The sequence below is a fragment of the Nitrospiria bacterium genome (assembly GCA_036397255.1).
Lineage (GTDB): Bacteria > Nitrospirota > Nitrospiria > DASWJH01 > DASWJH01 > DASWJH01.
Genome location: DASWJH010000076.1, coordinates 20,509 through 46,647, shown reverse-complemented (window position 1 = coordinate 46,647; position 26,139 = coordinate 20,509). Strand labels below are relative to the sequence as shown.

At 43.5% G+C, this 26,139-nt stretch carries 30 protein-coding genes; 20 read left to right on the top strand and 10 right to left on the bottom strand.

Annotation, left to right across the window (positions count from 1 at the left end; genetic code table 11):
- Positions 1 to 16: 16 nt before the first annotated feature.
- Positions 17 to 1,054: a uroporphyrinogen decarboxylase gene (hemE, locus tag VGB26_09915; GenBank protein ID HEX9758102.1), complete on the bottom strand. Its 1,038-nt coding sequence runs from the start codon at positions 1,052 to 1,054 to the stop codon at positions 17 to 19.
- Between the two features lie 32 nt (positions 1,055 to 1,086).
- Positions 1,087 to 1,695 carry a hypothetical protein gene (locus VGB26_09910; GenBank protein HEX9758101.1) on the bottom strand — a complete coding sequence of 203 codons (609 nt, stop codon included), beginning with the start codon at positions 1,693 to 1,695 and terminating at the stop codon, positions 1,087 to 1,089.
- A gap of 156 nt (positions 1,696 to 1,851) precedes the next feature.
- Here VGB26_09910 and folE point away from each other — a divergent pair, with 156 nt between their 5' ends.
- The 3 genes from folE to VGB26_09895 all read left to right on the top strand — a co-directional run bounded on the left by folE (position 1,852) and on the right by VGB26_09895 (position 4,474).
- Positions 1,852 to 2,442: a GTP cyclohydrolase I FolE gene (gene folE / locus VGB26_09905; protein ID HEX9758100.1), complete on the top strand. Its 591-nt coding sequence runs from the start codon at positions 1,852 to 1,854 to the stop codon at positions 2,440 to 2,442.
- A gap of 197 nt (positions 2,443 to 2,639) precedes the next feature.
- Entirely contained in the window at positions 2,640 to 3,599 is a 960-nt protein-coding gene (locus tag VGB26_09900; GenBank protein ID HEX9758099.1) for a succinate dehydrogenase/fumarate reductase iron-sulfur subunit, read from the top strand.
- On the top strand, positions 3,596 to 4,474 hold the full coding sequence (locus VGB26_09895) for a CoB--CoM heterodisulfide reductase iron-sulfur subunit B family protein (protein HEX9758098.1): 879 nt from the start codon (positions 3,596 to 3,598) through the stop codon (positions 4,472 to 4,474). Before VGB26_09900 ends, VGB26_09895 begins: the two co-directional genes overlap by 4 nt.
- A 22-nt stretch (positions 4,475 to 4,496) precedes the next feature.
- Here VGB26_09895 and VGB26_09890 read toward each other — a convergent pair whose 3' ends face one another.
- Together VGB26_09890 and VGB26_09885 are read right to left on the bottom strand one after the other, a co-directional pair.
- Complete coding sequence (locus VGB26_09890; GenBank protein ID HEX9758097.1) at positions 4,497 to 5,465, bottom strand: transketolase family protein; 969 nt, start codon at positions 5,463 to 5,465, stop codon at positions 4,497 to 4,499.
- Positions 5,462 to 6,286: a transketolase gene (locus VGB26_09885; protein ID HEX9758096.1), complete on the bottom strand. Its 825-nt coding sequence runs from the start codon at positions 6,284 to 6,286 to the stop codon at positions 5,462 to 5,464. Before VGB26_09885 ends, VGB26_09890 begins: the two co-directional genes overlap by 4 nt.
- Before the next feature lie 389 nt (positions 6,287 to 6,675).
- Here VGB26_09885 and def point away from each other — a divergent pair, with 389 nt between their 5' ends.
- The 5 genes from def (at position 6,676) to VGB26_09860 (ending at position 10,253) form a co-directional block, all read left to right on the top strand.
- Positions 6,676 to 7,224: a peptide deformylase gene (gene def / locus VGB26_09880; protein HEX9758095.1), complete on the top strand. Its 549-nt coding sequence runs from the start codon at positions 6,676 to 6,678 to the stop codon at positions 7,222 to 7,224.
- 137 nt (positions 7,225 to 7,361) lie between these two features.
- Positions 7,362 to 9,086 (top strand): ABC transporter ATP-binding protein, encoded by a 1,725-nt coding sequence (locus VGB26_09875; protein ID HEX9758094.1) that lies wholly within the window; start codon positions 7,362 to 7,364, stop codon positions 9,084 to 9,086.
- A gap of 3 nt (positions 9,087 to 9,089) precedes the next feature.
- Entirely contained in the window at positions 9,090 to 9,590 is a 501-nt protein-coding gene (locus VGB26_09870; GenBank protein ID HEX9758093.1) for a MogA/MoaB family molybdenum cofactor biosynthesis protein, read from the top strand.
- Positions 9,591 to 9,663: 73 nt separating this feature from the next.
- Positions 9,664 to 9,927 (top strand): cell division protein ZapB, encoded by a 264-nt coding sequence (gene zapB / locus VGB26_09865; protein HEX9758092.1) that lies wholly within the window; start codon positions 9,664 to 9,666, stop codon positions 9,925 to 9,927.
- Between the two features lie 8 nt (positions 9,928 to 9,935).
- Positions 9,936 to 10,253 (top strand): cell division protein ZapA, encoded by a 318-nt coding sequence (locus tag VGB26_09860; protein HEX9758091.1) that lies wholly within the window; start codon positions 9,936 to 9,938, stop codon positions 10,251 to 10,253.
- A 32-nt stretch (positions 10,254 to 10,285) separates the two neighbouring features.
- On the opposite strand, the gene VGB26_09855 is transcribed toward VGB26_09860, so the two are convergent.
- The 3 genes from VGB26_09855 to VGB26_09845 are packed head-to-tail and all read right to left on the bottom strand — an operon-like array spanning position 10,286 to position 12,719.
- Positions 10,286 to 11,347, bottom strand: coding sequence for a trypsin-like peptidase domain-containing protein (locus VGB26_09855; protein HEX9758090.1), 1,062 nt, complete (start codon positions 11,345 to 11,347; stop codon positions 10,286 to 10,288).
- A 36-nt stretch (positions 11,348 to 11,383) separates the two neighbouring features.
- Positions 11,384 to 12,127, bottom strand: coding sequence for a cytochrome c biogenesis protein CcdA (locus VGB26_09850; protein HEX9758089.1), 744 nt, complete (start codon positions 12,125 to 12,127; stop codon positions 11,384 to 11,386).
- Position 12,128: 1 nt separating this feature from the next.
- Positions 12,129 to 12,719 carry a TlpA disulfide reductase family protein gene (locus VGB26_09845; GenBank protein ID HEX9758088.1) on the bottom strand — a complete coding sequence of 197 codons (591 nt, stop codon included), beginning with the start codon at positions 12,717 to 12,719 and terminating at the stop codon, positions 12,129 to 12,131.
- A 367-nt stretch (positions 12,720 to 13,086) separates the two neighbouring features.
- Here VGB26_09845 and VGB26_09840 point away from each other — a divergent pair, with 367 nt between their 5' ends.
- From VGB26_09840 to nadA, 7 genes are all read left to right on the top strand, one after another.
- Positions 13,087 to 13,533, top strand: coding sequence for a c-type cytochrome (locus VGB26_09840; GenBank protein HEX9758087.1), 447 nt, complete (start codon positions 13,087 to 13,089; stop codon positions 13,531 to 13,533).
- A 160-nt stretch (positions 13,534 to 13,693) separates the two neighbouring features.
- Positions 13,694 to 13,852: a hypothetical protein gene (locus VGB26_09835; GenBank protein HEX9758086.1), complete on the top strand. Its 159-nt coding sequence runs from the start codon at positions 13,694 to 13,696 to the stop codon at positions 13,850 to 13,852.
- 33 nt (positions 13,853 to 13,885) lie between these two features.
- The gene (locus VGB26_09830; GenBank protein HEX9758085.1) at positions 13,886 to 14,212 is read left to right on the top strand and encodes a (2Fe-2S) ferredoxin domain-containing protein; all 327 of its coding nucleotides are present in this window, start codon (positions 13,886 to 13,888) and stop codon (positions 14,210 to 14,212) included.
- A gap of 207 nt (positions 14,213 to 14,419) precedes the next feature.
- Complete coding sequence (locus VGB26_09825) at positions 14,420 to 15,694, top strand: EAL domain-containing protein (protein HEX9758084.1); 1,275 nt, start codon at positions 14,420 to 14,422, stop codon at positions 15,692 to 15,694.
- A gap of 167 nt (positions 15,695 to 15,861) precedes the next feature.
- Entirely contained in the window at positions 15,862 to 17,115 is a 1,254-nt protein-coding gene (locus VGB26_09820; protein ID HEX9758083.1) for a sensor domain-containing diguanylate cyclase, read from the top strand.
- Between the two features lie 123 nt (positions 17,116 to 17,238).
- A complete protein-coding gene (locus VGB26_09815) occupies positions 17,239 to 18,306 on the top strand; it encodes a phosphotransacetylase family protein (protein ID HEX9758082.1) in 1,068 nt (355 codons plus the stop codon).
- Between the two features lie 146 nt (positions 18,307 to 18,452).
- Entirely contained in the window at positions 18,453 to 19,556 is a 1,104-nt protein-coding gene (gene nadA, locus VGB26_09810) for a quinolinate synthase NadA (GenBank protein HEX9758081.1), read from the top strand.
- Between the two features lie 4 nt (positions 19,557 to 19,560).
- On the opposite strand, the gene VGB26_09805 is transcribed toward nadA, so the two are convergent.
- The 3 genes from VGB26_09805 to VGB26_09795 all read right to left on the bottom strand — a co-directional run bounded on the left by VGB26_09805 (position 19,561) and on the right by VGB26_09795 (position 20,985).
- Positions 19,561 to 19,914 carry a cupin domain-containing protein gene (locus tag VGB26_09805; protein HEX9758080.1) on the bottom strand — a complete coding sequence of 118 codons (354 nt, stop codon included), beginning with the start codon at positions 19,912 to 19,914 and terminating at the stop codon, positions 19,561 to 19,563.
- A 104-nt stretch (positions 19,915 to 20,018) separates the two neighbouring features.
- Positions 20,019 to 20,327: an MTH1187 family thiamine-binding protein gene (locus VGB26_09800; protein HEX9758079.1), complete on the bottom strand. Its 309-nt coding sequence runs from the start codon at positions 20,325 to 20,327 to the stop codon at positions 20,019 to 20,021.
- Positions 20,328 to 20,340: 13 nt separating this feature from the next.
- Entirely contained in the window at positions 20,341 to 20,985 is a 645-nt protein-coding gene (locus tag VGB26_09795) for an NAD(P)-dependent oxidoreductase (GenBank protein ID HEX9758078.1), read from the bottom strand.
- Between the two features lie 125 nt (positions 20,986 to 21,110).
- Here VGB26_09795 and VGB26_09790 point away from each other — a divergent pair, with 125 nt between their 5' ends.
- From VGB26_09790 to VGB26_09770, 5 genes are all read left to right on the top strand, one after another.
- Positions 21,111 to 21,815, top strand: coding sequence for an FAD-binding oxidoreductase (locus VGB26_09790; protein HEX9758077.1), 705 nt, complete (start codon positions 21,111 to 21,113; stop codon positions 21,813 to 21,815).
- Between the two features lie 476 nt (positions 21,816 to 22,291).
- Entirely contained in the window at positions 22,292 to 22,879 is a 588-nt protein-coding gene (locus tag VGB26_09785) for a hypothetical protein (protein HEX9758076.1), read from the top strand.
- 471 nt (positions 22,880 to 23,350) lie between these two features.
- Positions 23,351 to 23,551, top strand: a complete 201-nt coding sequence (locus VGB26_09780; GenBank protein HEX9758075.1) for a cold-shock protein — start codon at positions 23,351 to 23,353, stop codon at positions 23,549 to 23,551.
- A 376-nt stretch (positions 23,552 to 23,927) separates the two neighbouring features.
- Complete coding sequence (locus VGB26_09775; protein HEX9758074.1) at positions 23,928 to 24,392, top strand: tRNA (cytidine(34)-2'-O)-methyltransferase; 465 nt, start codon at positions 23,928 to 23,930, stop codon at positions 24,390 to 24,392.
- 465 nt (positions 24,393 to 24,857) lie between these two features.
- Positions 24,858 to 26,123 (top strand): Glu/Leu/Phe/Val dehydrogenase, encoded by a 1,266-nt coding sequence (locus tag VGB26_09770; GenBank protein ID HEX9758073.1) that lies wholly within the window; start codon positions 24,858 to 24,860, stop codon positions 26,121 to 26,123.
- The last annotated feature ends 16 nt before the right edge of the window (positions 26,124 to 26,139 follow it).

Sequence of the window (26,139 nt, the reverse complement as noted above, 5' to 3'; positions counted from 1 at the left end):
AACCGTGGGAAACACACTAATGAAAACACCGACTTTCTTCATGAACCGCTTCAACCAGAGCAATCGCATTTTCTACCGGAGTATCGGGAAGAATGCCATGACCTAAATTAAAAATATGGCCGTTTCCACGACCAAAACCTTCCAGAATTCTTTTCACTTCCCGCCGGATATTCGCAGGGTTACCGTATAAAAAACAGGGATCAAGGTTTCCCTGAAGACAAACTCGGCTGCCAATTCTTTCTTTGGCCTCCTTTATATCCACTCGCCAATCAATGCTCACCACATCCACCCCAGACCCGGCCATGAGTTCCAAAAGGCCCCCGCCACCATTGACATAAAGGATAATGGGAACGCCTTCGGGGCGAAGGCTCTCAACAATTTGTTGGGTATAGGGAAGGGCAAATTCCCGATAGGTCTCCGGAGAGAGGGTTCCCGCCCAGGTATCAAAAAGTTGTACAGCCTGAACACCGGCTCTAATTTGTAATTGGAGGTATCTCGTAACCGTTTCGGTCAGTTTTTTAAAAAGTGTATGAACAAGGTCTGGCCGGCTAAAAAGCAATTTTTTGATTTTGTAAAAGTTTGAGGACGTCCGACCCTCAACCATATAGGTTGCCAACGTATAAGGGGCTCCGGAAAACCCAAGAAGAGGAAGGCGACCTTCTAAGGTTTTTTGAATCAGGCGGATGGCATCGAAAACAAAAAACAGCTTCTCTTCCACCAAAGGAACGGTTAAAGATTCCACCTGCTCTTCATTTTGTATAGGATTCCCCAAAACAGGACCACTATCGGTGAAACTCAAATCCATCCCCATGGCCTCAACAGGAATTAAAATATCCGAAAAAAGGATAGCAGCATCAATTTTTAAAATCTCCACGGGTAACATGGAGGCTTCCAGGGCCAGCTCGGGGGTTTTGCAAAGGGTCAGGAAATCCACTTTTTTACGCAACTCTCTGTATTCCTTCATATACCGGCCCGCTTGCCGCATAATCCAAACAGGGGTTTGATCCACCCCCTCTCGGCGACAGGCTTTTAAAAACAGTTCATTTTTTAACATTCATTCCCCCCGATGACTCGGTTCATTAAACGTTAAACATCAAATCCTTCCCGAGCAAAAAAGTTTTCAACCGCCTTTTTCCCATTTCTTAAAACCGATTCTCCATCCCCCACCAACACCATTTCAAAATCAAACCTTAAAAAAACACGCAAACCGTCAATGGCCCTTTTCCGATCGGAGAACTTTTCAGCGGGAAGTAAATTCAATTCCCCTTTGGGTTTTCCAATAAGGGCATCGCCCAAGACCAAAACACCCCCACTCCCCGGAAACCATAAAGCGGACTCTCCGGGTGATTTTCCGTGATGAATAGAAATCACCTCAATTCCCCCTGGAAGACGGTCCCCATCTCGAAAGGTTTGGTCCACCTTGATATCTACAAAAGGGGCATCGGCCTCGGGCCCCATGACCGGAGCTTTAAAAAGGGTCCGGGAAAGTTCCGCCTCGCGGACATGGTCTCGATTCGTAATCAAAATTGCATGAAATTTCTTTTTTTGAAGGATTTCCTGCTCTTGGAGTGAAAAGGAAGGCGGATCGATTAAACACCCTTCTCCGTTTTCCATCAAAAGGTGACCATTAAAATCAATGGCTTTTTCTTGTGAAAACCAAGACCATTCCAATATTCCTTTGGAAATTTCTCTCACGAAACTGGCCTTTAAAAATTAAGAATTCGCATTCTAACCAATTTAGAAACAGACTGTCAAACCCCACCGGTTCTAAAACCTTTTGTTTGACCTGGGCTTTTTTCGCATGATATGATTTTTCTGTTTGAAAAACCTCTTTTTTGGGGGAGTCACTCCATGGAAATTGAACAGGCGAGTATTGAGGAAAAAGATACCCGTATTCGGGATCTCATTGAAAAGCTTCTTCTCATGGTTGGGGAAGACCCTTCCCGGAATGGATTATTAAAAACACCTGAACGGGTAGAAAAGGCCCTGAAGGCATTTACAAATGGGTACCATCAGAATGTGGATGAGATATTAAATGATGCCCTTTTTCCGATTGAATACGATGAAATGATTATTGTTAAAGATATCGATTTTTATAGCCTGTGTGAACACCATCTTCTTCCTTTCTTTGGGAAATGCCATGTCGCTTATACACCGAACCAAAAAGTGATCGGGCTGAGTAAACTTCCACGCCTGGTGGAAGTATTTAGTCGGAGATTGCAAGTTCAGGAACGACTCACTTGTCAAATTGCAGAAGTAATTAAAGAGAAAATCCTTCCCTCTGGGGTAGCGGTTGTCATGGAAGCCCAACACCTTTGCATGATGATGCGGGGAGTTGAAAAACAAAACACAAGGGCAGTCACCAGTTCCATGTTAGGAACCTTCAGAACGGATCACAAAGCGCGCCTGGAGTTCTTAGAGCTGATTAAAAGCAATAAATAAATTCCCCCAATATCAAAGAGGTGAGCGACTTTTTTACCACCATCCCTTTATTGACGCCACCCACCGTATCGGTTATATTTTAAACAATCTTTTTTATTTCCCTGAATGAGAAACTAAAACCCAAAATCACGAAGGCCTTCGGGGCTCCAGAGAGTTTTTTTAAACCAAAAATGTCCTAACAGGATGAAGGCAAACCTTTGAGAATCGTTTTAGAAGTTGAAAAATTTAACCCCGAAGCCGACACACATCCCTATTTTAAAGACTACAGAATCAATATTAACCGGGGAATGACGGTTCTGGACGCTCTGATCCGCCTTAAACAAGAGACCGATGGGACCCTGACTTTTCGTTGCTCCTGCCGGAGTGCCATTTGTGGGTCTTGCTCCATGGTGATCAATGGGCAAGAAAAATTGGCATGTAAAACACAAATTAATGAAGAATGGGAGCGGTACAATGCCTTGAAAGTTGGACCGATGAAAAACATGCCCGTACTGAAAGACCTGGCGGTGGATATGCAACCGTTTTGGGAAAAAGTCCGGGACATTACCCCCTGGTTAGAAAATCCCTCCACCTCCAGCACTGCCTATCCGGAAAAGGAACTGGCAATCCTCCCAAAAGAAATGAATCAATTCCACAATGTGGATTCTTGTATTCTGTGCGGGGCGTGTGTTTCCGCTTGTACATCTCTGGAGGTATCCGAAGGCTTTCTAGGCCCGGCCGCTTTGGCAAAGGCTTATCGTTTTATGGCTGATCCTCGCGAAGAGAAAAAGGAAGAGCGACTGGACCATTTAATGAACGACAATGGTATTTGGGACTGTGTCAGGTGCAACTTCTGTGTGGAAGTGTGCCCAAAGGATGTTCAGCCCATGGAGGCCATTATTCGAATGAGACGAATGGCCCTTTCCAAGGGAAAGAGTAATCATTTAGGCGCAAAACATATTACCGTTTTTTCAAACATCGTTCGACATGAGGGAAAATTAAATGAAACCCTCATGCCGCTTAAAATGCTATTCAACAAACCTGTACAATTGATCAAGGTGGTACCTTTGGCATTCAAAATGTTATTTAAGGGAAAATCCCCTTCTCCGTTTAAAAAACCGATCCGTGGCATTTTAAAAATTAAAGAAATTTTTAAAATGCGAGAGGAAAGACAGTGAAATTTGCTTATTATACCGGGTGTGCGGCAAAGGGAGCCTGCCCCGAACTCTACCAGGCTACGGCCGAAGTCGCTGAATGCTTAGGAATCGAACTAATCGAATTAACCGATGCAGCCTGCTGCGGTGCAGGGGTGATTAGTGAAGCAGACCCAGAGCTGGCCCAAACCATTAACGCCCGCACGTTTGCCCAGGCGGAACGACTAGGCCTGAACCTTTTAACGATTTGCAGTACGTGCCAAGGGGTCATGGCAAAAGCAAACAAGGAGCTTTGCCAAGATAAAGCTTTGATGACCCGGGTCAATTCTCGTTTAGGAAAAGAGGAAGGCTCCTACCAGGGGGATGTAAAAGTCAAACACCTTCTATGGGCTTTGATTGAGGAATTCGGCTTAGACAATTTGAAAAAGAAGGTAAAGACTCCTCTCACCCATATTCGAATCGCCCCCTTTTATGGTTGTTATTTACTTCGGCCATCTGGCACCCTGGGATATGATGACCCCACCAACCCGGTTTCTTTAGAGAAACTGATTATTGCGTTGGGGGGTGAACCCATTGAATATGATGGACGAACCCGTTGCTGTGGATTCCCTGTCATTCTTGAGCGGGAGGAAATCGCCACGGCCATGGCAGGAAAAAATCTTAAAGAAGCTAAAGAAAAAGGCGCACAATTATTGGTGACACCCTGCCCTTTGTGCCATATGAGCCTTGATATCTACCAGGACCGCGCTTCAAAATGCGTACAAACCCCCCTGGGGATTCCCATCCTACACCTTCCTCAACTTATTGGGTTAGCCCTGGGTATCCCTCCAAAAAAGCTGGGGCTCTCCCGGCACATGGTTCCTACCGATTCCGTTGTTGAACTAATCTATGTAAAATAATGGCGAGAAATAAAAAGGAAGGTTATTTTCCGCTTTTTCTTTTTAAAACCCGATCAATGGCCCGGTTGATATGGTTGGAGGTTAATCCATACCGTTCAAAGAGCTCATGAGGTTTTCCTGATTCCGCATAGGTTTCGTGAACGCCGATAAACTCCATGGGCACGGGATGGTTTCGAACCACGACTTCAGCCACTCGGCTTCCCAACCCACCCACCGTCAGGTGCTCTTCGGCGGTGACAATGGCCCCGGTCTCCCTGGCAGCGGCAATAATGGCCTCCTCATCAATGGGCTTCACCGTATGGACATCAATGACACGAATATGAATCCCCTTGGCCTCATAGATTTGGGCAACCTCCAAGGCCTCCCACACTAGCAATCCCGTACCGATGACGGTCACATCCCGTCCCTCCCGAAGAACCTTTGCTTGACCAATTATAAAGGATTCTCCACTGGAATAGATTAAAGGGGAACTGGACCGGCTGGTTCGAATATAAACCGGTCCATCATAGGTGGCCGCTTGATGGACCAACGCCTTTGCGGCCACTTCATCTGCCGGAACCAGTACCACGAATTTTGGAAGAGAACATATCAAGGAGATATCTTCTATGGCCATTTGAGAGGCACCATCCGGTCCCAAGCTAATTCCGCTATGAGATCCGCAAAGTTTAACATTTAAACAGGGGTTGGCAATCGACATTCGAAGCTGTTCAAAACTTTTATTCACCAAAAAAGCTGCAAAACTGGATGCAAAGGGGATCTTTCCGCAACTGGCCAACCCCGCAGCGGCAGAAACCATATTCGCCTCGGCAATTCCAAAATTAAAAAACCGTTTTGGAAACTCTTTTGCAAATGCCTTACTCTTGGTCGAACCTGAGACGTCCCCATCCAAAACTACAATGTTGGGGTTGTTCCTTCCAACCTCAACAAGGGCTTGACCATAAGCGTCACGGGTCGCAGCCCCCATTTTTTTTTCAACGCGAGAAGTCTTCATACCTGGGTTAACTCCAAAAGGGCCTTTTCCATCTGCTCTGGATTGAGAGGAACCCCATGGAAGCTCGTATTATTTTCAAGAAGAGAAACCCCCTTCCCTTTCACCGTTCTTGCAATTAAAATGGTGGGTTTTCCTTTTTTTCTTTTAGCCTCCCCTAAGGCATTCAAGACCTGTTGAATATCATGTCCGTCAATATCAAGAACATTCCATCCAAAGGCCTCCCATTTATCCACCAGGGGTTCCGTATTCATCACATCCTTGGACCAACCATCCTGTTGTTGCCCATTTCGATCCAGGATCCCGGTCAAATTATCTAACTGGTAATGAGAAGCAAACATGGCAGCCTCCCAAATTTGGCCCTCATCCATTTCCCCATCACCCATAACCACATAGGTATGGAAATCTTTCCCATCCAAACGGGCGGCTAGAGCCATTCCAATGCCGATGGAAAGACCTTGCCCCAATGAACCCGATGAAGCCTCAATTCCGGGCAAGCGTTGTCTCTCAGGATGCCCTTGGAGAGGGCTTTTAAATTGGCGAAGGGTCATTAATTGTTCCAGCGGGAAATACCCCGAACGCGCCATGGCAGAGTAAAGGGCTGGCGCCCCATGCCCTTTACTTAAAACGAAACGGTCCCGATCATCCCACAGGGGATTTTTGGGGTCGTGCCGCATCGTGTTAAAATATAGTGCCGTTAAAATTTCTACGACAGAGAGTGAAGTGCTGGGATGACCGGATCCAGCGGCAGTCGTCATTTTCACAATATCTTGCCTTAAGGTGAGTGCTATCTTTTTGAGTTCTCCAATCTCTGAAACTTGCATGGAAAAATCACCGTGAATTAAAAATTATTGTTTAAGGGGTGAACCTTCTATAAAAAAACGGTGAAAGAATAACAAAGAATCCCAACCCAGTCAATGAGAAAGCGAATAGTTGAAAATAAATCTTTTTTTTATAATTCATCAAATCAAAAAGGTTTTATCCACAAAAATAAATTCATTTCTTAATAAGAACAGAAAAACTCAAAAGTTTAACGGTTTAATAGGGAATTAAAAGGAGGGGAAATTTAAGCCATCCCACCCTTAGAACAAAGACTACAATTCATTCAAAGAGTTATAGCATTTTTGTTGGAAGGAACCCCTTGCCCTCATCTAGAATTATATGTTATAAATGAACGATATACAGGCCACCAGGGGTGAAGGAGAATTTCATTATGGCAAATTTAAAGATTGCAAAATTGGGCAACCCCATTCTTCGTAGGAAAGCGGACCCGGTCTCTCGAGAAGAACTGGAAAAGCCAGAAACACAAAAATTGATTGATGACATGATTGAAACCATGAAAATTGAGGATGGCGTGGGTCTGGCGGCCCCTCAGGTTTTCTGCTCCAAACAAATTGTAGTACTTGGTTTTGAGGAAAATAACCGCTATCCTGATGCGGATGTCATTCCGTTTATGGTCCTAGTTAATCCTGAATTTACCTATCTGTCGGAAGAAAAGGTAGAAGGATGGGAAGGCTGCCTAAGCCTGGATAACCTGCGGGGGATGGTCCCACGTTCTCAACACATCAAACTCAAGGCCCTAGACCGGATTGGAAAAGAGGTTCAATTGGAAGCCCATGATTTTCTAGCCCGGGTTCTTCAACATGAAATTGACCACCTTCATGCGACGGTTTTCATTGATCGAATGAGGGATTTTTCTACCTTAACACATCTTAATGAATTTGAGACCTTCTGGGTGAAGGAAGCCATTCCGGTTGCCTGAATGCTTCCGGTCTAGTTGTGTCAATCATTTAAATTTTCCCAAAAAATTAAAAAAATAATCGGGTCCCCAGTTTCAAAAAGGTGTGACCAAACGAAAGCGGTTCAAACCCTACAAAAGATAATGATTAGGATACCCTGTTGAAATCTCTTATCCGAGTCACACAATACCTCAAACCGTATAAGACATTGGCAGCTTTGATCCTCCTCTTTGCTGTGGGGGTTACCCTGGCGGACCTCCTTCCCCCGTGGCTTATAAAAATAACCATTGATGATGTCATCCAAGGGAAGAATCAATCACTTCTTCCGTGGATTTTGATGGCTCTCCTAGGAACGTTTTTAATTAAAAACCTATGTGCCATGATCCGGATCCGGCTCAATAATACACTGGAACAAAAAGTTATTTTTGATTTAAGGGACCATGTTTATCGGTGTCTACAAGGTCTTTCCCTTCGTTATTTTGAAAATCGGTCCACAGGAGAAATCATGTCTCGCGTCATCAACGATGTCAATAATGTGGAACGGGTTTTTATAGATGGCATTGAAAACTTGGTGATGGCCCTTCTCACACTGTGCGGGATTACCATCGCCCTATTTTTCATGAGCTGGAAATTGGCTTTAATTGCTTTAATGCCCATTCCCATTCTTGTTGTCTCAGCTTTCTTTTTTACAAAACGAATACACAAGCTCTACCAAATCATCCGGGAAAAATCCGCTCAACTCAATGCCCTCCTACAGGATAGCCTTTCTGGAATCCGTGAAACCATGAGTTTCCACCGAGGCCCTTATGAAATTCAGCGGTTCAATACTAAAAACCAATCCTATTGTCAGAGTAATTTAGAGGTGGCCAAATGGTGGTCCCTTTACTCCCCCGGAATGATTCTTTTAGGATCTTTAGGGACATTACTGGTTCTGTGGGTGGGGACCCACCAGGTCCTTGCTCAGGAATTAACAGTGGGGGGGTTGGTGGCTTTCCTTACCTATCTAACTCTTTTTTATACCCCAATAAACCAAATCCATACCATCAATCATATGCTACAACACGCGTTAGCAGCGGGAGAAAGAGTTTTTGAAATCATCGATTCACAACCGGAAATTAATGACCCACCCAACGCTATTTCTCCAAAAATGAAGGCCCAAGGACACATTCAATTCACCAGGGTTTCATTTCAATATCGCATAGATACCCCCACTATACAAAACATTGATTTTGAAGCTCAACCGGGGGAAAAACTCGCTTTTGTGGGGCCCAGTGGAGGAGGCAAAAGCACATTGATAAAATTGCTGATGCGTTTTTATGATATTGATCGCGGGCGGATCGCCATTGACGGGATGGATATTCGTCAATTCCGGTTAGGGTACCTCAGAGATCAAATGGCCCTGGTTTCCCAGGAACCCTTCCTTTTTAACGGAACCGTACTCGAAAATATCCTGTATGGTCATCTTTCTGCATCTGAAAAAGAGGTGCGTGAAGCGGCGGAAGCGGCACACGCCCACGATTTTATCCAAGAACTTCCGGAGGGCTATTCCACATGGATTGGTGAAAGAGGGGTAAAACTTTCAGTCGGCCAAAAACAACGGATTGCCATTGCCCGAGCGTTGCTTAAAGATCCACCCATTATCATTTTTGACGAAGCCACCTCAAATATTGACACTGAAACCGAGTCCAAAATTCAAGACGCCCTTTTTGCGCTGACCCAGAATCGGACCACCCTGATTATTGCACATCGATTGTCTACCCTAAAATATGTGGATAAAATTTTGGTGATCGATCAGGGAAAATTGGTTGAACAAGGAAATCACGAACAATTATTACTGGGAAACGGCCTTTATTCTCTCCTGTATGAAGCCCAATTCCAAATCTAAACCATGGCCCATTTAGACCATAAAGATAAAGCTCCCAAACAAATCAGTTGCGCTGTCATGACTGTCAGTGATACCCGGAACACGGAAACGGACGCCAGCGGGGCTTTAATTAAAAAATTGCTCAAGGAAAATGGGCACAAAGTCACCCAATATGCCATCGTTAAAGATCACCCCGTTTCAATCAAAGAAACCATTATCAAAATCCTGAAAGACCCCGAAACAGAAGGGGTTATTATCACAGGGGGAACGGGCATTTCCAAAAAAGATTCAACCTTTGAGGTGGTTCAGGAAATTTTAGAAAAAGAATTGGACGGTTTTGGGGAGCTTTTTCGTTTTCTAAGTTTTCAATCCATAGGATCCCCCGCCATGCTCAGCCGCGCCACAGCCGGGGTGTTCCAAGGGAAATTGATTTTCTCGCTTCCGGGATCGGAGAATGCGGTTCAATTAGCCATGGCTAGGTTGGTTCTTCCCGAGTTGCCCCATATGGTTTATTTGATCCGTTAGAGAGTCCATCCTAGAAAAAATGGGCCTTGGGCCGAAAATTTCTTGACATTTTTGAAAACAGGAATAAAATCAGGTGGATCGAGTCTACCTTTCAACCTCATCCCAGGAGTATGGAATGGTTCAAGACGATTTAGAGTGCCTGGAGGGAAGGGTTAAGAAAATTATTGAGGTCGTCAAACAATTAAAAGAGGAACGGGCTCAACTGCTGGGCCAGGTCAGAGAGTTGGATCATAAACTTTCTCGGCGTGAAAAAGAATTCCTAGAACTGGATGACGAAAGAAGAAAAGTCCGTTCAAAAGTGGAAAGATTGTTGGGAGAATTAAGCTTGATCAAATGAGGGATGCCATGAACGTTGGAAAAGAAAAAACCAATGGACAAATGGAAGTAAAAATCTATGGCCAGACCTATGCGATCAAGGGGGAGGCCGATGATCAGTATATGTCAGTCCTTGCGGACTTTGTAGATGAGAAGATGAAAATGGTCGCGGCCAACACCAAAGTTCCCACACCGTCCAAACTGGCCATTCTCGCCGCTATTAACATATCGCATGAACTCTTTCAAATGAAGGCGGAACAGCAGATGCGAGACATTAACCTCTGCAAGAAAACCAGGTCCATTATCGATAGTCTTGAAGAACAATTTGAGGACTTAAAATTAGAATAAATCCCTTGGAACCGTTATTCAAGAGAAATGGTTTAAGGACGGTCTCCTTCTTTTTTCCCAACGTGTAGATTAATTTTTTTTTCCACCCCCTCCCGCAACACTTTGATCTGAATTTCCTTCTGGGCCGGCGTATCCGCTACCAGGGGTGGCAGTTCATTCGCCTTGAAAATGGTTTTACCATCGAATTCCAGTATAATATCTCCGATTTGAATTCCCCCTCGGTCGGCTGGCCCCTCCTCCATGACATCCGTCACAAGGGCTCCCTTAGGGTCCCTGGCCCCCATGGACCGAAAATGATCCACCTCGACCTCATGGACGACAATTCCCAACCAACCCCTGGTGACCTTCCCGTTGGTTTGTAAATGAGAAAGGATTTTTGTCACCATGGTAATGGGGATGGCAAACCCGATTCCGTAACCGGAGGTATTAATGGCTGTGTTGATGCCAATGACTTCCCCCTGTTTATTAAAAAGGGGACCCCCACTATTTCCCGGATTTATGGAGGCGTCCGTTTGGATAAAATTATCATATGGGCCCGATCCCAAAACCCGGCCTTTTGCGCTCACAATCCCAACAGTCACCGTTTGGGCTAACCCAAAGGGATTGCCAATGGCGACGACCCATTCCCCTACCTCCAATTTATCGGAATCCCCCATACGTGCAGATGAAAGATCCATCCCATAATCAATTTTGATCAGGGCCACATCCGTGGTTTTATCCAGGCCCACCACACGGGCCTCGACCTCCTCCTCATTAAAAAGCCGGACCCAAATCTGATCGGCCCCTTCAATTACATGATAATTGGTTAAAATGAACCCTGATGGATCAATGATAAACCCGGAGCCCAGGCTTTGTTTTTCCTGTGGTAGAGGAATATTTTCTTTGAGATCTTGGAAAGGGGACTCCTGAAAGAAATCCCCATCGAGGGTCTCTCTGAGGGTATTAATATTGACCACGGAAGGACTTTCCTTTTTGACCAGCCCGACAAAGGAAAAAGAGGCAGGATCCGGTGATTTAATATTGGGAAATTTGGTGCTACACCCCGAAAAGAGAACCAGGAGCATCACCATAGCTGGAAACCAAATCGAGGTCATGGAAAAATTACGATGGATTGAAAAAAGTGAATTGGATTAAAGGGTTAAATCCCATCCAATGCCGTTTTTTTGTAAAAAAGCGGTAAAAAGAGCGAAGGAGTTGGTAAAAATCATTAACCCAATGACAATCAGAAAAACACCGCTTACAGCTGAAATGGTTCCCATATATTTGTTCAGTTGTTTGAAATAGTTGAGGAAGGAATGAATGCCGAAAGCAATGGCCAAAAGTGGAATACCCAAACCCAAAGAATAAGCCGCCAACAGTTGAACGCCAGTGCTGACTGATTCCGCATCACTCGCCATAAAGAGAATGGTCCCTAAAATCGGACCCACACAGGGGGTCCATCCAGCCGCAAAGGCGACCCCCACTAGAAGAGACCCAAAATACCCTGCAGGTTTTTCTTGAAAATGAAAGCGTTTTTCTTGCATTAAGAAACGAAACTTTAAAAAACCAATGGTATAAAGACCAAATAAAATGACAATGGCCCCCCCAACCTTTCTTAAAACGTCCTGATAGGTCAGGAACAGTTGGCCCACCACCGTGGCGGAGGCCCCAAAAAAAATAAAGACCATCGAAAATCCTAAAATAAACATGGTAGCGTTTTTCAAGGCTAACCACTTATGGTGATCCCTCTCTTCTCTTGAAACCAATTCTTCGATGGAAATCCCCGTTATATAGGAAATATAGGAAGGAACCAGGGGAAGGACGCATGGAGAAACAAAGGACAAAAACCCCGCCCAAAAGGCAACGAGATAAGATATGGATGGTGAATAATCCATTTTAACCCGATTGGATCAATTTGCGAATGATTTCTTTAGAGGCCTCATCATTCCATACCTTCGCCCCAAAATATCGATGAGTAATAACCCCTTCCTGATCAATAATATAAGTCGCGGGAATGGAACGGACCTGGTATAAATTACTCACCTCAAAATCATTATCAATCAGGGCCGGGAAGGTCAGTTGGTAGGACCTCATAAAAGGTTTGACCACCGCCGCTCCCTCAAAATCACTGGAGACACTCAGAATTTCAAATTCCTCCCGGCTAAACTGCCGGTAAAGGGTTTCCATGGAGGGCATCTCCACACGACAGGGTGTACACCAGGTGGCCCAAAAATTGACCAAAAGAACCCTTCCCCTATTGTCGGATAATGAGACTGATTTCCCATCCACATCCAACAAGGTAAAATCTGGAGCCGGGTACCCAATGGTGGCTTTGGCCACACTTGTTTGCACGCCTTCCCCATTTTCTTGGGCTTCATCAACCTGGCTGCACCCTAATAAAACAAGGATGGCAAAAGAACCAATGAGGAGACCCGTAGAGGGAAAAGCCGTTTTTAGATTCACCACAAACCGAAGAGGTTGAAACATTTCTCAAACATGTTCAGAGGGCCTTATATAGTAACTGGATTTCTCTTTAAAATTAAAAAGTTACGGCTTATTTTTTTAGAAATTAAGAGTACAGTCAAATATATCTCACCCGTCCCCACACTGTCAAGAAAACCAGTCCAGGGAGAAAAAGGCAAAATCCACTACCTGGAGGAACTCCTCGGAGCACGCGCTGTAGACTTCCAACCCGAAGCCATTTTTTTTCTAAAAGAATAACTTCCCCTTTTCCATTTGACCTAAAAATCAGCCTTTGAAAATTTGAATAAAATAAAAAGCCTCCCGTCTAATAGGGTTGGAAATCTTATCACGTTCCCAAAAAAAAATTAACATTCAGATAAGGAGGTTCTCGATGAAGCACCTTTTATCAAGCGGTTTGATAGTCGCCCTAACCCTTACCTTCGGGTTGAGTATTTCCACTGCAGAAGAATTTGACCTTTCCAAAACAAGAGTGCCAGTCGATCAACTGGTAGCGGCAAAAGCATTAAAAAACCCTTTCCAACCCACACCAGAAAATATTGCAAAGGGAAAGGAAATTTATCTTGGAAAAGGAACCTGTTTTACATGCCACGGAAATGAAGGAAAAGGAGATGGCCCCGCAGGGGCTGCTTTAAGTCCCTCCCCGCGAAATTTTACCAACCCTGAATTTCACACCATTCGGACCGAGGGAGAAATGTTTTGGGTGGTCAAAAATGGAAGCCCGGGTACCGGAATGATTTCCTACACCCCTGCCATTATTTCAGAGGATGAGGCATGGCTGGCCATCCTTTTTGAAGGAAGCCTCGGCGTTTCAAAATAAAACCTTAAAGAGGTCTCTTTGAGAATTTTAAAATAAAAGATCTTTGCCTTCTTTCCAGGCAAGTGAAAAAGAAAAAAGACCTTTTAAAAAGAGGTGAAAGCGACTTCCGGAGTTTGGATTCCCAACATCACAAAAACCATGGGTAAAGGGTTTACGGGGAATGATTTTTCGAAAAACCCCGGGGGCCGCTTCCCATTCCATTCAGTTTTGGTTGGGGTTTGAGAAGGGGTTTTTTTACAGGGAACGAAAGCCCGGGAAGAGTCAATTTTGGGTTGACAGGCATCCCACAGATCCGCTATCGTTTATTGCACTTCGTTGATAAACCATAGAATTTGGAAGAGGAAAGAGAAAGATGCCGAAACCTAAATATCATGTGATCGTTTGCACTAACTCCCGTCCTTCAGGTCATCCTCGCGGGTCCTGTGGAGAAAAAGGAGGTTCTGATGTCATGATGCAGTTTTACGAGGAAATGCAGAACCTTGAACTTTTTGATCAGGTTCTTATTACCGGATCAACCTGTACCGGCCCCTGTCAGCTAGGCCCCATAGTCATCGTCTATCCCGATGGGACTTGGTATCAAAAAGTAACCCAAGCTGATGTTAAAGAAATTATGGAAGAACACATTGGAAAAGGAAAACCGGTTGACCGGTTAAAAGTTCCTGACAATCTTTGGGGTTAGTGTCCTCTTCACTCCCATCTTTGGCACCCGATCAACCCATTTCTATCTGCGTAACATACTGTTTTTAAAATAGAACCCGTTTTTCTCCCCCACAATTGATTTTCCCCCAAATTCAAATTTCCTAACCATCTAAAGAAATAGACAATTTGAGAAAATTTGATACTTTTAAGTAAAAGAAAGAGCAACTAAAAACCATAGAGAATTCCTATGAGTATTCATCCCTCAAAAAACCCCACCCACTTTGTGAACCAAAGCCAAAAACCCAAAATTCCCCCTTACCATTCTGAAATACCCAGGATAAAAGAAATATTGCTGGAAAATCAGGCCCTCGCTCTATTGATGGTCGATGCAAGCCATCTGAATCGAATCGAAAAAGCGTTCGGAAAGAAAATTTATCAAGATATTATTGATCTTTTGAATCAAAAACTAATCGATTTACAGGGCAATGGTATCCGAAAAGATGACATTTTGACAGTCAACCACCCTGGTGGCGATCAATTCTTCATTTTTCTATCTAAAAAAAGGAATGAAAAGAAATTTTTTTCAACGGATTTAGAAGGATTAAGTGAGCGGGTAACGAAGGACCTCAACGAAAAGATTTTTAAAGATGTCTTCCAGTATTTAAAAGGACGACCCAATATCACGGTGGGTCACGCGATTGTCATCTATAACCCTTTGATTCAAGAAGAGCGGTTAATCGAACGGCTCATTGAAGATTCAAAAACAATGGCCAAATTTCAAAAATTTAAGGGGGAAATCCGAAACAAAGAGAAACTCCAGGAACTCATCATTAAAGAAGAAATCAAAATTGTTTTTCAACCGATTGTCGAATTAAATACCAACAAGGTCATGGGATACGAGGCATTAAGCCGAGGTCCTGAAGGAACAGAATATGAAAATCCCTATTTTCTATTCGATATCGCGAGGGAGGTTGGGCTTATTTTTGAACTCGATCGCATCTGCCGAAGAAAGGGGCTCATTCATGCGGCTCGACTGGATCAAAAGGCCAAGGTATTTATCAATTGTTTGCCGACAACCATTCATGACCCTGAATTTAAAGGGGCCTATTTGCGGGATTTCCTGGAAGACATCAAAAGGATACCCAACAACGTGGTCATGGAAATTTCCGAACGGGAAGCCATCAATAATTATCCCGTCTTCCGTGAAGCCATGGCCTATTATTCAGACCTTGGTTTTTCAATTGCGGTGGATGATACGGGGGCAGGGTATTCCAGTTTGGAGGCCATTGTAGAACTTCAACCTGACTTTTTGAAATTGGATATCTCAATGGTCCGTGGAATTGACCGTAACCTCCTAAAGCAGGAAATGACCAAAGCAATGATCTCTTTCGCGGGAAGCATGAACGCCATAATTATAGCCGAAGGAATTGAAACCAAAGAAGAGTTAGAAACTGTAAAAAAACTGGGGATTCCCCTGGGGCAGGGGTTTTTATTGGGCAGACCCAGTAGCCCCCCAGAGTGAAAGAAAGACCATTTCATTGACCTTTTTTTAAAATTTTCCAAAAGAGAAAAATCCTAAGGGTGTGAAACATCACTCCAAATTTGATGAGAGATAAAAATTAATTTGAATTTTGATTTAACAGGAAAGCCGTTTTTTTTAGGGGTTGTTTTTTGGAGTCCTTCGGAATAATGGGACCGATTCAAAAATTGGAAGGAATTCTAAATTTAAATTTCCAAGGATTCCCCAACACATTTTTCCTCGTTTTTATCTTGATTTTTTTCATTACTTTATTCATTGGGTTTTGGGCGGGATCCCGAAAAGGAAAAATCATATTAAATGAAAAAGAACGGGTAGATTCACGTCTGAGTGAAGAAAAAAATGCCCGCCGGTCCTTACAGGGGCAAATTGAACAACTCAGCGAGCAAAATAGACGTTATCTTCAACTCTTCATTACGCTTCCAGAAGCCGTAAAACGCCTCTCTTCCAATCTTACCGTGGGGGAGGTCACTTCCTCAATCGTCCGTTTGGCCCATGACCTCATTAACGCGGGGCAAATTTGCCTTTTTCTCTACAACCCTGATGAAAAACGCCTAACGCTCTCCTTGGCCTATGGGTTAAAAAAAGGGAAATTTAGCCATCTCTCTTTTGCCTTGGGGGAGGGACGAATAGGGGTAACCGGAGAGGTCAATATAGTATTGACCGAACAAGACTTTAAATTTAATCCTCAATTCATGGGAAAAATCGGTTCAAAGATTGAACCCCTAGCCATTGACCTTTGTGCGCCTATTCGATTCAAAGACCAGCTTCACGGGGTTTTAAGCGTTGGAAGAATTAAACAACCCGACCAAAACCACCGCACCTTTTTGGCCACCGTAGCCGATTTGGCGGCCATATCTCTTGAAAATGCCCAGCGCCTCGATAATGCGCAACTCACTGCCCGTATCGACCCCTTAACCAAATTATATAACCGGAGGTATTTTCAGGAACGGGTCATGGATGAATCCTTGAAATGTATCAATTACAATTTTGAATGCTCCATATTCTTATTCGACATCGATCATTTTAAAAAATACAATGACCAAAATGGTCACCAGGCAGGGGATGAATTGCTTAAAAAAATGGCATCATTGATTCAGGTGAATACACGCGGGACATCGATTGTTGCCCGATACGGTGGAGAAGAATTTATTGTTTTGCTCCCCAACACCCATAAGGATCAAGCTTTGAGTTATGCAGAAAATATTCGAAGAATCGTTTCAACCGAAGATTTTCTATATAAAGAAAAACAGCCCTTGGGATGCATTTCCATCAGTGGGGGTGTTGCTTCATTCCCTTCAGACGCCAGATCCATGGACGAGATCATCCATATGGCAGATAAAGCCCTGTATGAAGCAAAGGATTCAGGAAGGAATAGGGTTATTCCTTTCACCCCAAAGGGATAAAACCTCCGTCTTTTCCTCGCCCATTTCTTTCATTTCTTTCCTTTACTTAGTTTCTTGAATACCCTATAATATCTTTCTCTCCTTGGAAGGATTATTTCATCATTTTTTTTTATTGGGTTTTCGATGCCAGGTCTATACATCGGGTCAACGGTCCCATATTCTGGAAAAACAATTTTATGTTTAGGTTTAGGCAACCACTTCCGCGAAGAGGGCGTCCGGATTGGATATTTTAAACCGGTGGGTCGAACCCCCACTTTGGTAAAAGGCATTCTTACGGATGGAGATGCCCTTTATTTAAAGGAAGCTTTAGGTCTGGAGGAACCCCTGGACTCTATTTGCCCTGTGGTCCTCACCCCGGATTTGATTTCTCAAGGTTTAAAGGGAAAAGAGCTGGGTTTATTGAAAAAAATTCAGGAAGCTTATACACGGGTAGGAGAAGAGAAAGATTTAGTACTCGTGGGCGGGAATGGGCGTTTTCACTTCGGGGCCTTTCTGGGAATATCTGGAATTCAAATCATTCAGCAGTTGGACTTAAAAGTCATTTTGGTCAATCCCTATAAGGAGGAGGAAACCTTTGATGACATCCTCTCGATGAAGGAAATTCTTAAAGATCGATTAGTGGGTGTGGTTTTAAATCGTGTCTCCTCCCACAGGATCGAGGAGGTACTGGAAACCGCCACCACCTTTTTAAAAAGGCATCAAATTCATCTTTTAGGAATTTGTCCTTTTGATCGGCTCCTCAGTTCAATGACCATTAAACAACTTCATGAAATCCTAGGAGGCTCGGTGCTTTGTTGTGAAGAAAAGATGGAAGATACCATCGAAACCTTTACTATCGGGGCAATGAGTGTAGAAAATGCTTTAAATTACTTTCGAAAAATTCATCATAAAGCAGTCATTACAGGTGGATCCAGGGCAGACATTCAACTGGCCGCTCTGGACACGTCCACACGTTGCTTGGTTTTAACCGGAGACCAAATGCCTCCCGATATGATTTTAGACAAGGCCCGAAGCGTTGGGGTTCCAATTCTGTTAGTCAAGGAAGATACATTAACCGTTGTTGAGAAATTTGAAAATATGTTGGGAAAAGTTCGGATTCGGACAACCAGTAAGGTGGAACGGGCAAAAAGGCTCGTTCGGGAAAGAGTGGATTTTGCTCATCTAAAAACCGAACTGGGAATCCGTTCCTAGGACGGAGTCCATGATCCATAGGAAAAACCACCCCAAACACTTTTATACCCTTGGATAATGGAAAAAGGGAACAGAACAATCCTTGACAAGGGAATTCAAGGCCCTTTAGTATAATCCGAGTGAAATCTACTAGGTAAGGATGACAAATGACACAAGGTGTTTTACCAAGACGGGATCTAAATACGGAATACACCCATCTTCCCCCGGAAGAAATGGCCCAGCGCCTTTCACAGGCCAAACACCGCTTGGGAAATCAAGTTCTTATTTTGGGACATCATTACCAACGCGATGAGGTTATTCGATACTCAGATGTGAGAGGGGATTCATTAAAACTTGCTCGCATCGGGGCAGAGCAAAAAGAAACAGAGTATATTGTTTTCTGCGGGGTTCATTTTATGGCTGAAACTGCAGATATCTTAAGTCAATCTCATCAAAAGGTGATTCTTCCCGACCTTTCCGCAGGCTGTTCCATGGCAGATATGGCCGATGTGATGAGAGTTCAGGTGGCATGGGAGGACCTATCGGATCTATTAGGCCCCTCCCCAGTTACGCCAATCACCTATATTAATTCTTCAGCGGACTTAAAAGCGTTTTGTGGCCAAGAAGGGGGGATTGTCTGTACTTCGTCGAATTCGGAAAAAGTGTTGCAATGGGGTTTAAACCAAAGAGGGAAGGTTCTATTTTTTCCGGATCAACACTTAGGCCGAAATACAGCCAAAAAAATTGGTTTTAAAGATGAGGAAATCATACTTTGGAATCCGGATGAGGATCTGGGAGGAAACTCAGAGGATGCTATTTTAAAGGCAAAGATTATTCTTTGGTACGGATTCTGCAGCGTTCATCAGGTCTTTCTTCCCCAACATGTCCTTCAATTCCGTGAGAAATATCCCAACATCAAAATCATTTCCCATCCCGAATGCCGCCAGGAGGTAGTTGACCTATCGGACCTGTCCGGTTCCACCGAAGTAATCATCCAAACCGTTCAAAAAGCCCCATCCGGTTCAAAATGGGCCATTGGAACAGAGCTTAACCTGGTCAACCGTTTGAAAGAAGAATGCCCTGACAAGGAAATTTTCTTCCTTTCTCCAACGGTGTGCATGTGTTCCACCATGTACCGCATTGACCCTCCTCACCTTTTGTGGGCGTTGGAGAATTTATTGGAAGGTCAAGTGGTGAACCAAATTCGGGTTCCTGAACCCACCAAAAGTTTTGCAAAAAAAGCCCTAGACCGGATGCTCCTCAACTCTTAATCCCTTAATGGGTATGTCCATGGCCCTTTCCTTCCTGGAAATGACTGTTTGGGGACATAAAGACAATTAAAACCAACCTACTTTTTCCCTCGTTTCGGACTCCGTGCTCAATTCCGGAAGGGGCTAATGTGACCATGTTTTGAGAAAGGTTTTTTACCTCACCTCCGATTCGGAATGTTCCTTCTCCTTCAAGAACGCAATAGACTTTATCTTCCCCATCATGGACATGTGGCTTTTGTTCCTGGCCAGGTTCAAAACAATAAAGATCGCAAAAAAACCGGGGAGTGCTAAAAAGCCCAACCTTTTTCATTTTTTCTTTTGAAAAAGCCATCATTTCAATGATATTCCGAATTTCCATGTTTTCTCCTTTTATAAAAAAAAATTATCACCTCAATTGAAAAAGACCGGTATCTCATCCAACTAATTTGGTGCTAATATACTTCCTGACATTTTTTTTACGCTTTATTTTTTTAAGTTTTTTCCCAGCGTTTTTTCAACACTCTCCATTTTGGAAATGAGACGCCCCTTCGCTCCTTTACGATAATCCACCTTGATCACGGTAGAAATCCGGTCACAGTCTTGACTCATCCGTTCAAAACACGCTTGAACCACCGCAAACACCTCCTCCCATTCCCCTTCAATGACTGTACCCATGGGATTTAACCGGTAATCCAAACCGCTTTGATCTATGATTTCCAACGACCGAGAAACATAGGAACTGACACTTTCCCCCTTTGTTAACGGGGACATACTAAACTCTAAAAGTACCACAAAACACCTCCCCTCAATGATTGGGCCCCTTCAATAAATTGGGCAGGACCTTTTTTTCCCACCCTTTGGGATACTGAATTTTCCCTGATACTTTAAAACCCTGAATAAGCTCCTGAATACCGGGATACCGGTTTCTCTTAAAAGAATGGTTCTTAATAATCTTCAATCTACTGCTAGCAACCCATTGGAAAAATTGGTCAAACTCATGATCAAACATCTTTTCCAAATCCTCCTTTAAGCGCTTCGAAAGTGACGGACTCATGCCGCTGGATGAAATCCCAATTTGAAGGCTCCCTCTTTGTATAAGAGCAGGCATGATAAAGGTTGAGAATTGGGGTTGGTCATGGGAATTCAGTAAAAAACCCCTCCTCAATGCCAAATTGAAAAGGGCTCGGGAAAATTTGGGTTTTGAATTGAAGGTATTCATCACCAAAATCATTCCCCGGGTATCCCCCGATCTAAAAGAGCGGGGATAAAACCGGATTAACCCATTTTGAATGGGAACCTTCAAGGCCGCGGGCCTCCGTGGATGGACTAAAGAGATTCTTGCTCCTGCGGTTAGGAGCTGGCGGGCCCGGCGAACCGCGATTGCCCCTCCTCCAATAATCAGGCATTGCCGATTCTGGAGATTGATATGAATTGGAAATGTGGTCAACATGATTTTCTAACGAAATTTTCCATCATGCTAGCATATTTTTAGGGGAATGGGGAAGGGTTGCCTGGGCAAACAAGACTATTGTATAGTGTTTTTTCTGAGCCCCCTTTCCGCGAGTTAAAGTATCCATGGCCAAAATCTTGAAAGCCACTTTTGATCATATTTCAGAATTGACCCCCTCCGTAAGAAATTTTTTCCTTAAAATTTCAGAAGAAAAAAACTTTACCTTTCAGGCAGGGCAGTTTATGAATCTTTACATTCCCAATGGAGATGGGGAAATTCGGGTACCCCTTTCGATCGCATCCTCTCCTGTCAATACCGGTTATGTGGAGTTCTGCATGAAACGGACCCATGGGGGAAGGGTTTCAGAATTTTTTCATGAGATTTCGGGAGGGGAAACAATAAAATTAGAAGGGCCGTATGGCCGTTTTACATTAAAAAACCCTGGATCATCTGACCTCCTTTTTGCTGCAACCGGAACAGGAATTGCCCCGATTCGAAGTATGATTTTCTCTCTTTTTCAAAAAAGCTTTAAAAAGGAGGTATGGCTATTTTTTGGTGTCAGGCATGAAAATGAAATCCTCTATCATCATGAGTTTGAAGAACTTCAAAAACATCATCCCAATTTTCATTTCATCCCAGTGGTGAGCAAGCCCAAAAATTGGCAAGGAGAGGTAGGGTATGTTCAGGAAAAACTAATGGAGTGTATCAAGCTTCCAGAAGACAAAGAAGCCTATATTTGCGGCCTACCCAAAATGGTAAAAGAGGTGAGAACCATACTAACCGATTTGGGCCTCTCGGTAGACCATATTCATTTTGAACAATCAGTTTAAAATAATTTCTAAAATTTATTTCTAAAGCCCAAAAACCTCCACAAAACTCATAGGGGTATAGAAAAAAGGCTTTCACTACCCAACAATATTGGGAAAAAGTGGGGTACTTCCTGAAGGCGAGATTTCTGAGTCTAGCCTTTCAATAAAACATATTTTCTGGTAACCGATTACCTTTTAACAAACATAAACCTAATCTTTTCATCCAATGGATTGACTCTTTCTGGGATCTACACTTAGTATTTTCGGGGCCCTATTGGATAACAGGGTTTATCAAACCAGAAATGTCACCAATAGGAGATATCAGTAAAAACGGTGTCACCGCAGACTTCTTGACAAAATTGTAGCAATGGAGATATTTTAACCGCTTCTCATTGGGAGTTTTTTTTAGAAAAATTAAACTCGAACCCTGTTTATCGGTTCTATTCGGGTTTTTCAAACTAAAAACTTAGAGATTACTTTCAAATAGGAGGATGGTCATGAAACGGTATACAATTTCCCTTTGTTTCGCAGTATCAGCCTTAAGTATTGCTCTTTTGTCATTCGCAGGAACGAAGAACGAAAACCGCATCAAGAGCATGTCCAAGGAAGAACTGATAAAGCTTGCCCTGAGTGCTGCCCCTGTCCAGATTTCAAAGGATGCAACCATTATGGTCTCCGGAGAAGATGGGAAACTCATGGAAGTCAAGAAGGGGACCAACGGATTTACGTGCCTACCGGACCTTTCTGGCCTGCCAGAGCCTGACCCGATCTGTGCCGACCCGGCATCTTGGCAGTGGGTCAGTGATTTGTCCAGCGGTGCTCCGAAACCGACCAACTCGATCCCGGGAATTTCTTATATGGCTAAGGGAGGGTGGCATTTTGAAAAAGATGGAAAGATTCTTAATAAGAAGGAACCAGGAGCGAAAGCAGTGGAGGAGCCACCCCATTGGATGGTTTTTTGGCCCTTTGACAAAAAAACAGTTAAGCTTCCAACGCTTCCAAACAATGGGGGTACCTATATCATGTGGGAAGATACTCCGTATGCACATCTTATGATTTATCAAGATCCCAATAAGATGTTCTGAAACCTAGGGAAGCACCGATTTTAAATCCTATGACATAAGGTTTTTTTTTGGAGCACAGGGGCGAGACTGAAGGGATTGGGTTGCAGGGTAGATCACCCTCGATAATCTTTTATTTAGAGCTTTGCCTCCCTGGGTTTTTCTAGGTGGAGTCTTCAACTCTCCCTTCCTGAAAGCTGCATTTATCGGGTAAGTGAAAAAAGTGCATATTTCAAATGTAAATACGCACCTCGTAACATGATTACGAAATGGATTCCACCTCCAAGTAAAAGGCTTCAGACCATGAATTATTGGAAAATACCTTGACAGACCACTTGGTAAGATGACATAATTCTCCCGCTTTGTTAGGGAAAATCTGTAAGGAATGAGTGAGAGTCATGCCGCAGTTGCTTTGGAGAAACAAGGCCCTGCGGTTTTTTTATGCCTTAAATAGTTCCACAGTCCAACAGGAGATGAAAGGAGGTGAACAACTAGATGGCAAAAGGTAATGTCAAGTGGTTTAACGCTAGTAAGGGATATGGTTTTATTTCCCAGGAGAGTGGTAATGACGTATTTGTGCACTTTTCAGAAATCCAGGGTGATGGCTTCAAGTCTCTCGATGAGGGACAGGGAGTCGAATTTGAGGTCACAGATGGTCCGAAAGGTCCACAGGCGGTAAAGGTTTCTAAATTATAATTAAAGTTTTATAATTTAGTAAGATTGAGCCTCAATCTGGATATCCAAATTGGGGCTTTTTTTCTTCCTGTGGTTCTCATTTGACAATCTATACGAAAATGCATAGATTCCTATTGTAAATTAAAAATGCTGGGTTTTCTGGATACCCGTACAATAATGGTGTTATCCAGAAACCGTATAATAAATGATTTAAGCGAGCCTGAATTAAGCGAAAATTTTAGTACGAAGTTAGTGAGCCCGCAGTAAATAAGCTTTTCAGGGCTTGTGATCGACTTTTTGTCCCTCAAACTTCTAACCTCAAAATATTTCATAAAAGATTGCATCCTGTACTATATATTATTCCCTCAAATATTCACCAAAGGATTCAGCTTTGTCGATGTTCGAAATTGCTCTCCATGAGCCATGTATTGCTCCTAATACCGGAAATATAATTCGATTGACCGCTAATATCGGTTGCCGTTTACACTTGATAGAGCCCCTAGGCTTTGATCTGGAGGATAAACAGCTTCATCGGGCAGGCTTAGATTACCACGATTTAACGAATGTTGTCAGGCATGCCGATTACGAGCAATTTGTACAGAGTATACCTGGGTGTAGGATTCTTGCGTGTACTACAAAAGGAAACCGTCACTTTAATCAAGTAGAGTATAAGCACGGTGATGTGTTGCTCTTTGGTTCTGAAACCTCGGGATTGCCACCCCCTGTGCTTCAGAGCCTAGATCCAAGTAATTGCATAAGAATTCCGATGCAGCCTGCTAGTCGCACCTTAAATCTATCCAATGCGGTTGCTATTATAAGCTATGAAGCATGGCGTCAGCATGGATTTACAGGAGGGCAGTAAGAGAGTAGATTTATAGATTTTTCCACTAATTGGTGGCGGACCCGCTAGTTTCTTTCCGTAATAATCAATTCTGATGTCATATTTTTTTCAGGACTCGTAGGTGAAAGTTGAAAAAAAAATATACCGGCTTTTATCTTCCATAGTCAGTCAACCGAAGTCCTGCCAAAAAAGAAACCCATGGGCACCCAAGTACACCCCTTTAGAAGGGTCTCAAACCTTGTTTTTAGCCCTTTATATGGTATACTCAAGATTGCCAAAAAAGCCATAAATGACTGAAACAATTCTTTATTTCTAAACCTGTAAATCGCCATTAATTTTCTACCCGAGTCCTTTCAGGTTTTTTTTAAAACCTCTTGATTCCCGCTTGCGCGGGAATGACGGTCTTAGGTTTTTCAAGGTTTTTCCGGGAAAAACGCTGAGTCCTTCCAAGGCTAATTTTATAAAGAGTCAAATTTCGAGCTAAAAATGCAAAAACCTTTCAATGAATTCCAAACACCCACCTATAGGATGGCTGTTGCCCAATTTGAAGAGGCAGCTGAACACTTAAAACTAGACCCCAATCTCAGAGAACGTTTTAAAACCCCCCAACGCTCCTTAGTGGTCAGTGTCCCGGTCAGAATGGACCACGGAGGCGTTCATGTTTTTCAGGGTTACCGAGTTCAACATGACAGCTCCTTAGGTCCTTCGAAGGGAGGAATCCGTTTTCATCCGGAGGTTAACTTAGGTGAAATCGCTGCCTTGGCCATGTGGATGACTTGGAAATGTGCCCTTGTGGGCCTTCCCTATGGAGGGGCAAAAGGGGGAGTGAATTGTAATCCAAAGGAATTATCCCAAAACGAACTTCAACGTTTAACACGGCGTTATACTTCTGAAATCGTTTTATGGATAGGACCGGACCGTGATATTCCTGCCCCCGACGTAGGAACCAATGAACAAATCATGGGTTGGATGATGGATACCTACAGCCAGCAAAAGGGATTTGCTGTTCCGGGCGTAGTGACCGGGAAACCCATTGTCATTGGGGGATCTAAGGGAAGGGAAGAAGCCACCGGACGGGGCGTTGTTTACACGGTTTTAGAAGCTTTAGAGCATCTCAACATTTCTCCCGCTCAATCCACTGCGGTGATTCAGGGCTTTGGAAATGTAGGGACCAATGCCGCCCGGCTCCTTCAAAAACGGGAAGTAAAAGTCATTTCGGTGAGTGATTCTAAAGGAGGAATTTATAACCCTAAGGGTTTGAACATTGAACAAGTAATACAATACAAGGCCTTGCACCAAACGCTTGAAGGATTTCCTAATTCCGAGAGAATCAAAAACGAAGAATTGCTAACCTTAGATTGCACTGTTCTGATCCCCTCTGCCCTTTCCGAGCAAATCACCGGCCTTAATGCAAAAAATATCCGCTGCAAGGTTCTCGCAGAAGGTGCAAACGGCCCCACCACTTTAGAAGCGGATCATATTCTAACGGACAAAGGAGTCTTTATTATTCCGGATATTCTGGCCAATGCCGGAGGCGTCACGGTTTCTTATTTTGAATGGATACAAGATTTGCAAAATTATTTCTGGAATGAAAAAGAGATTAACAAAAAACTCCACGAAATAATTTCAACAGCCTTTCACCAGGTTCTTGCCTGTGCAACGGCCAATAAAGTGAGTATACGAATGGGAGCTTTGATGCAAGGTATTGATAAAATTGCTAAGGCTCACATCGCCAGGGGGCTTTATCCCTAAACACCATGATATGGTA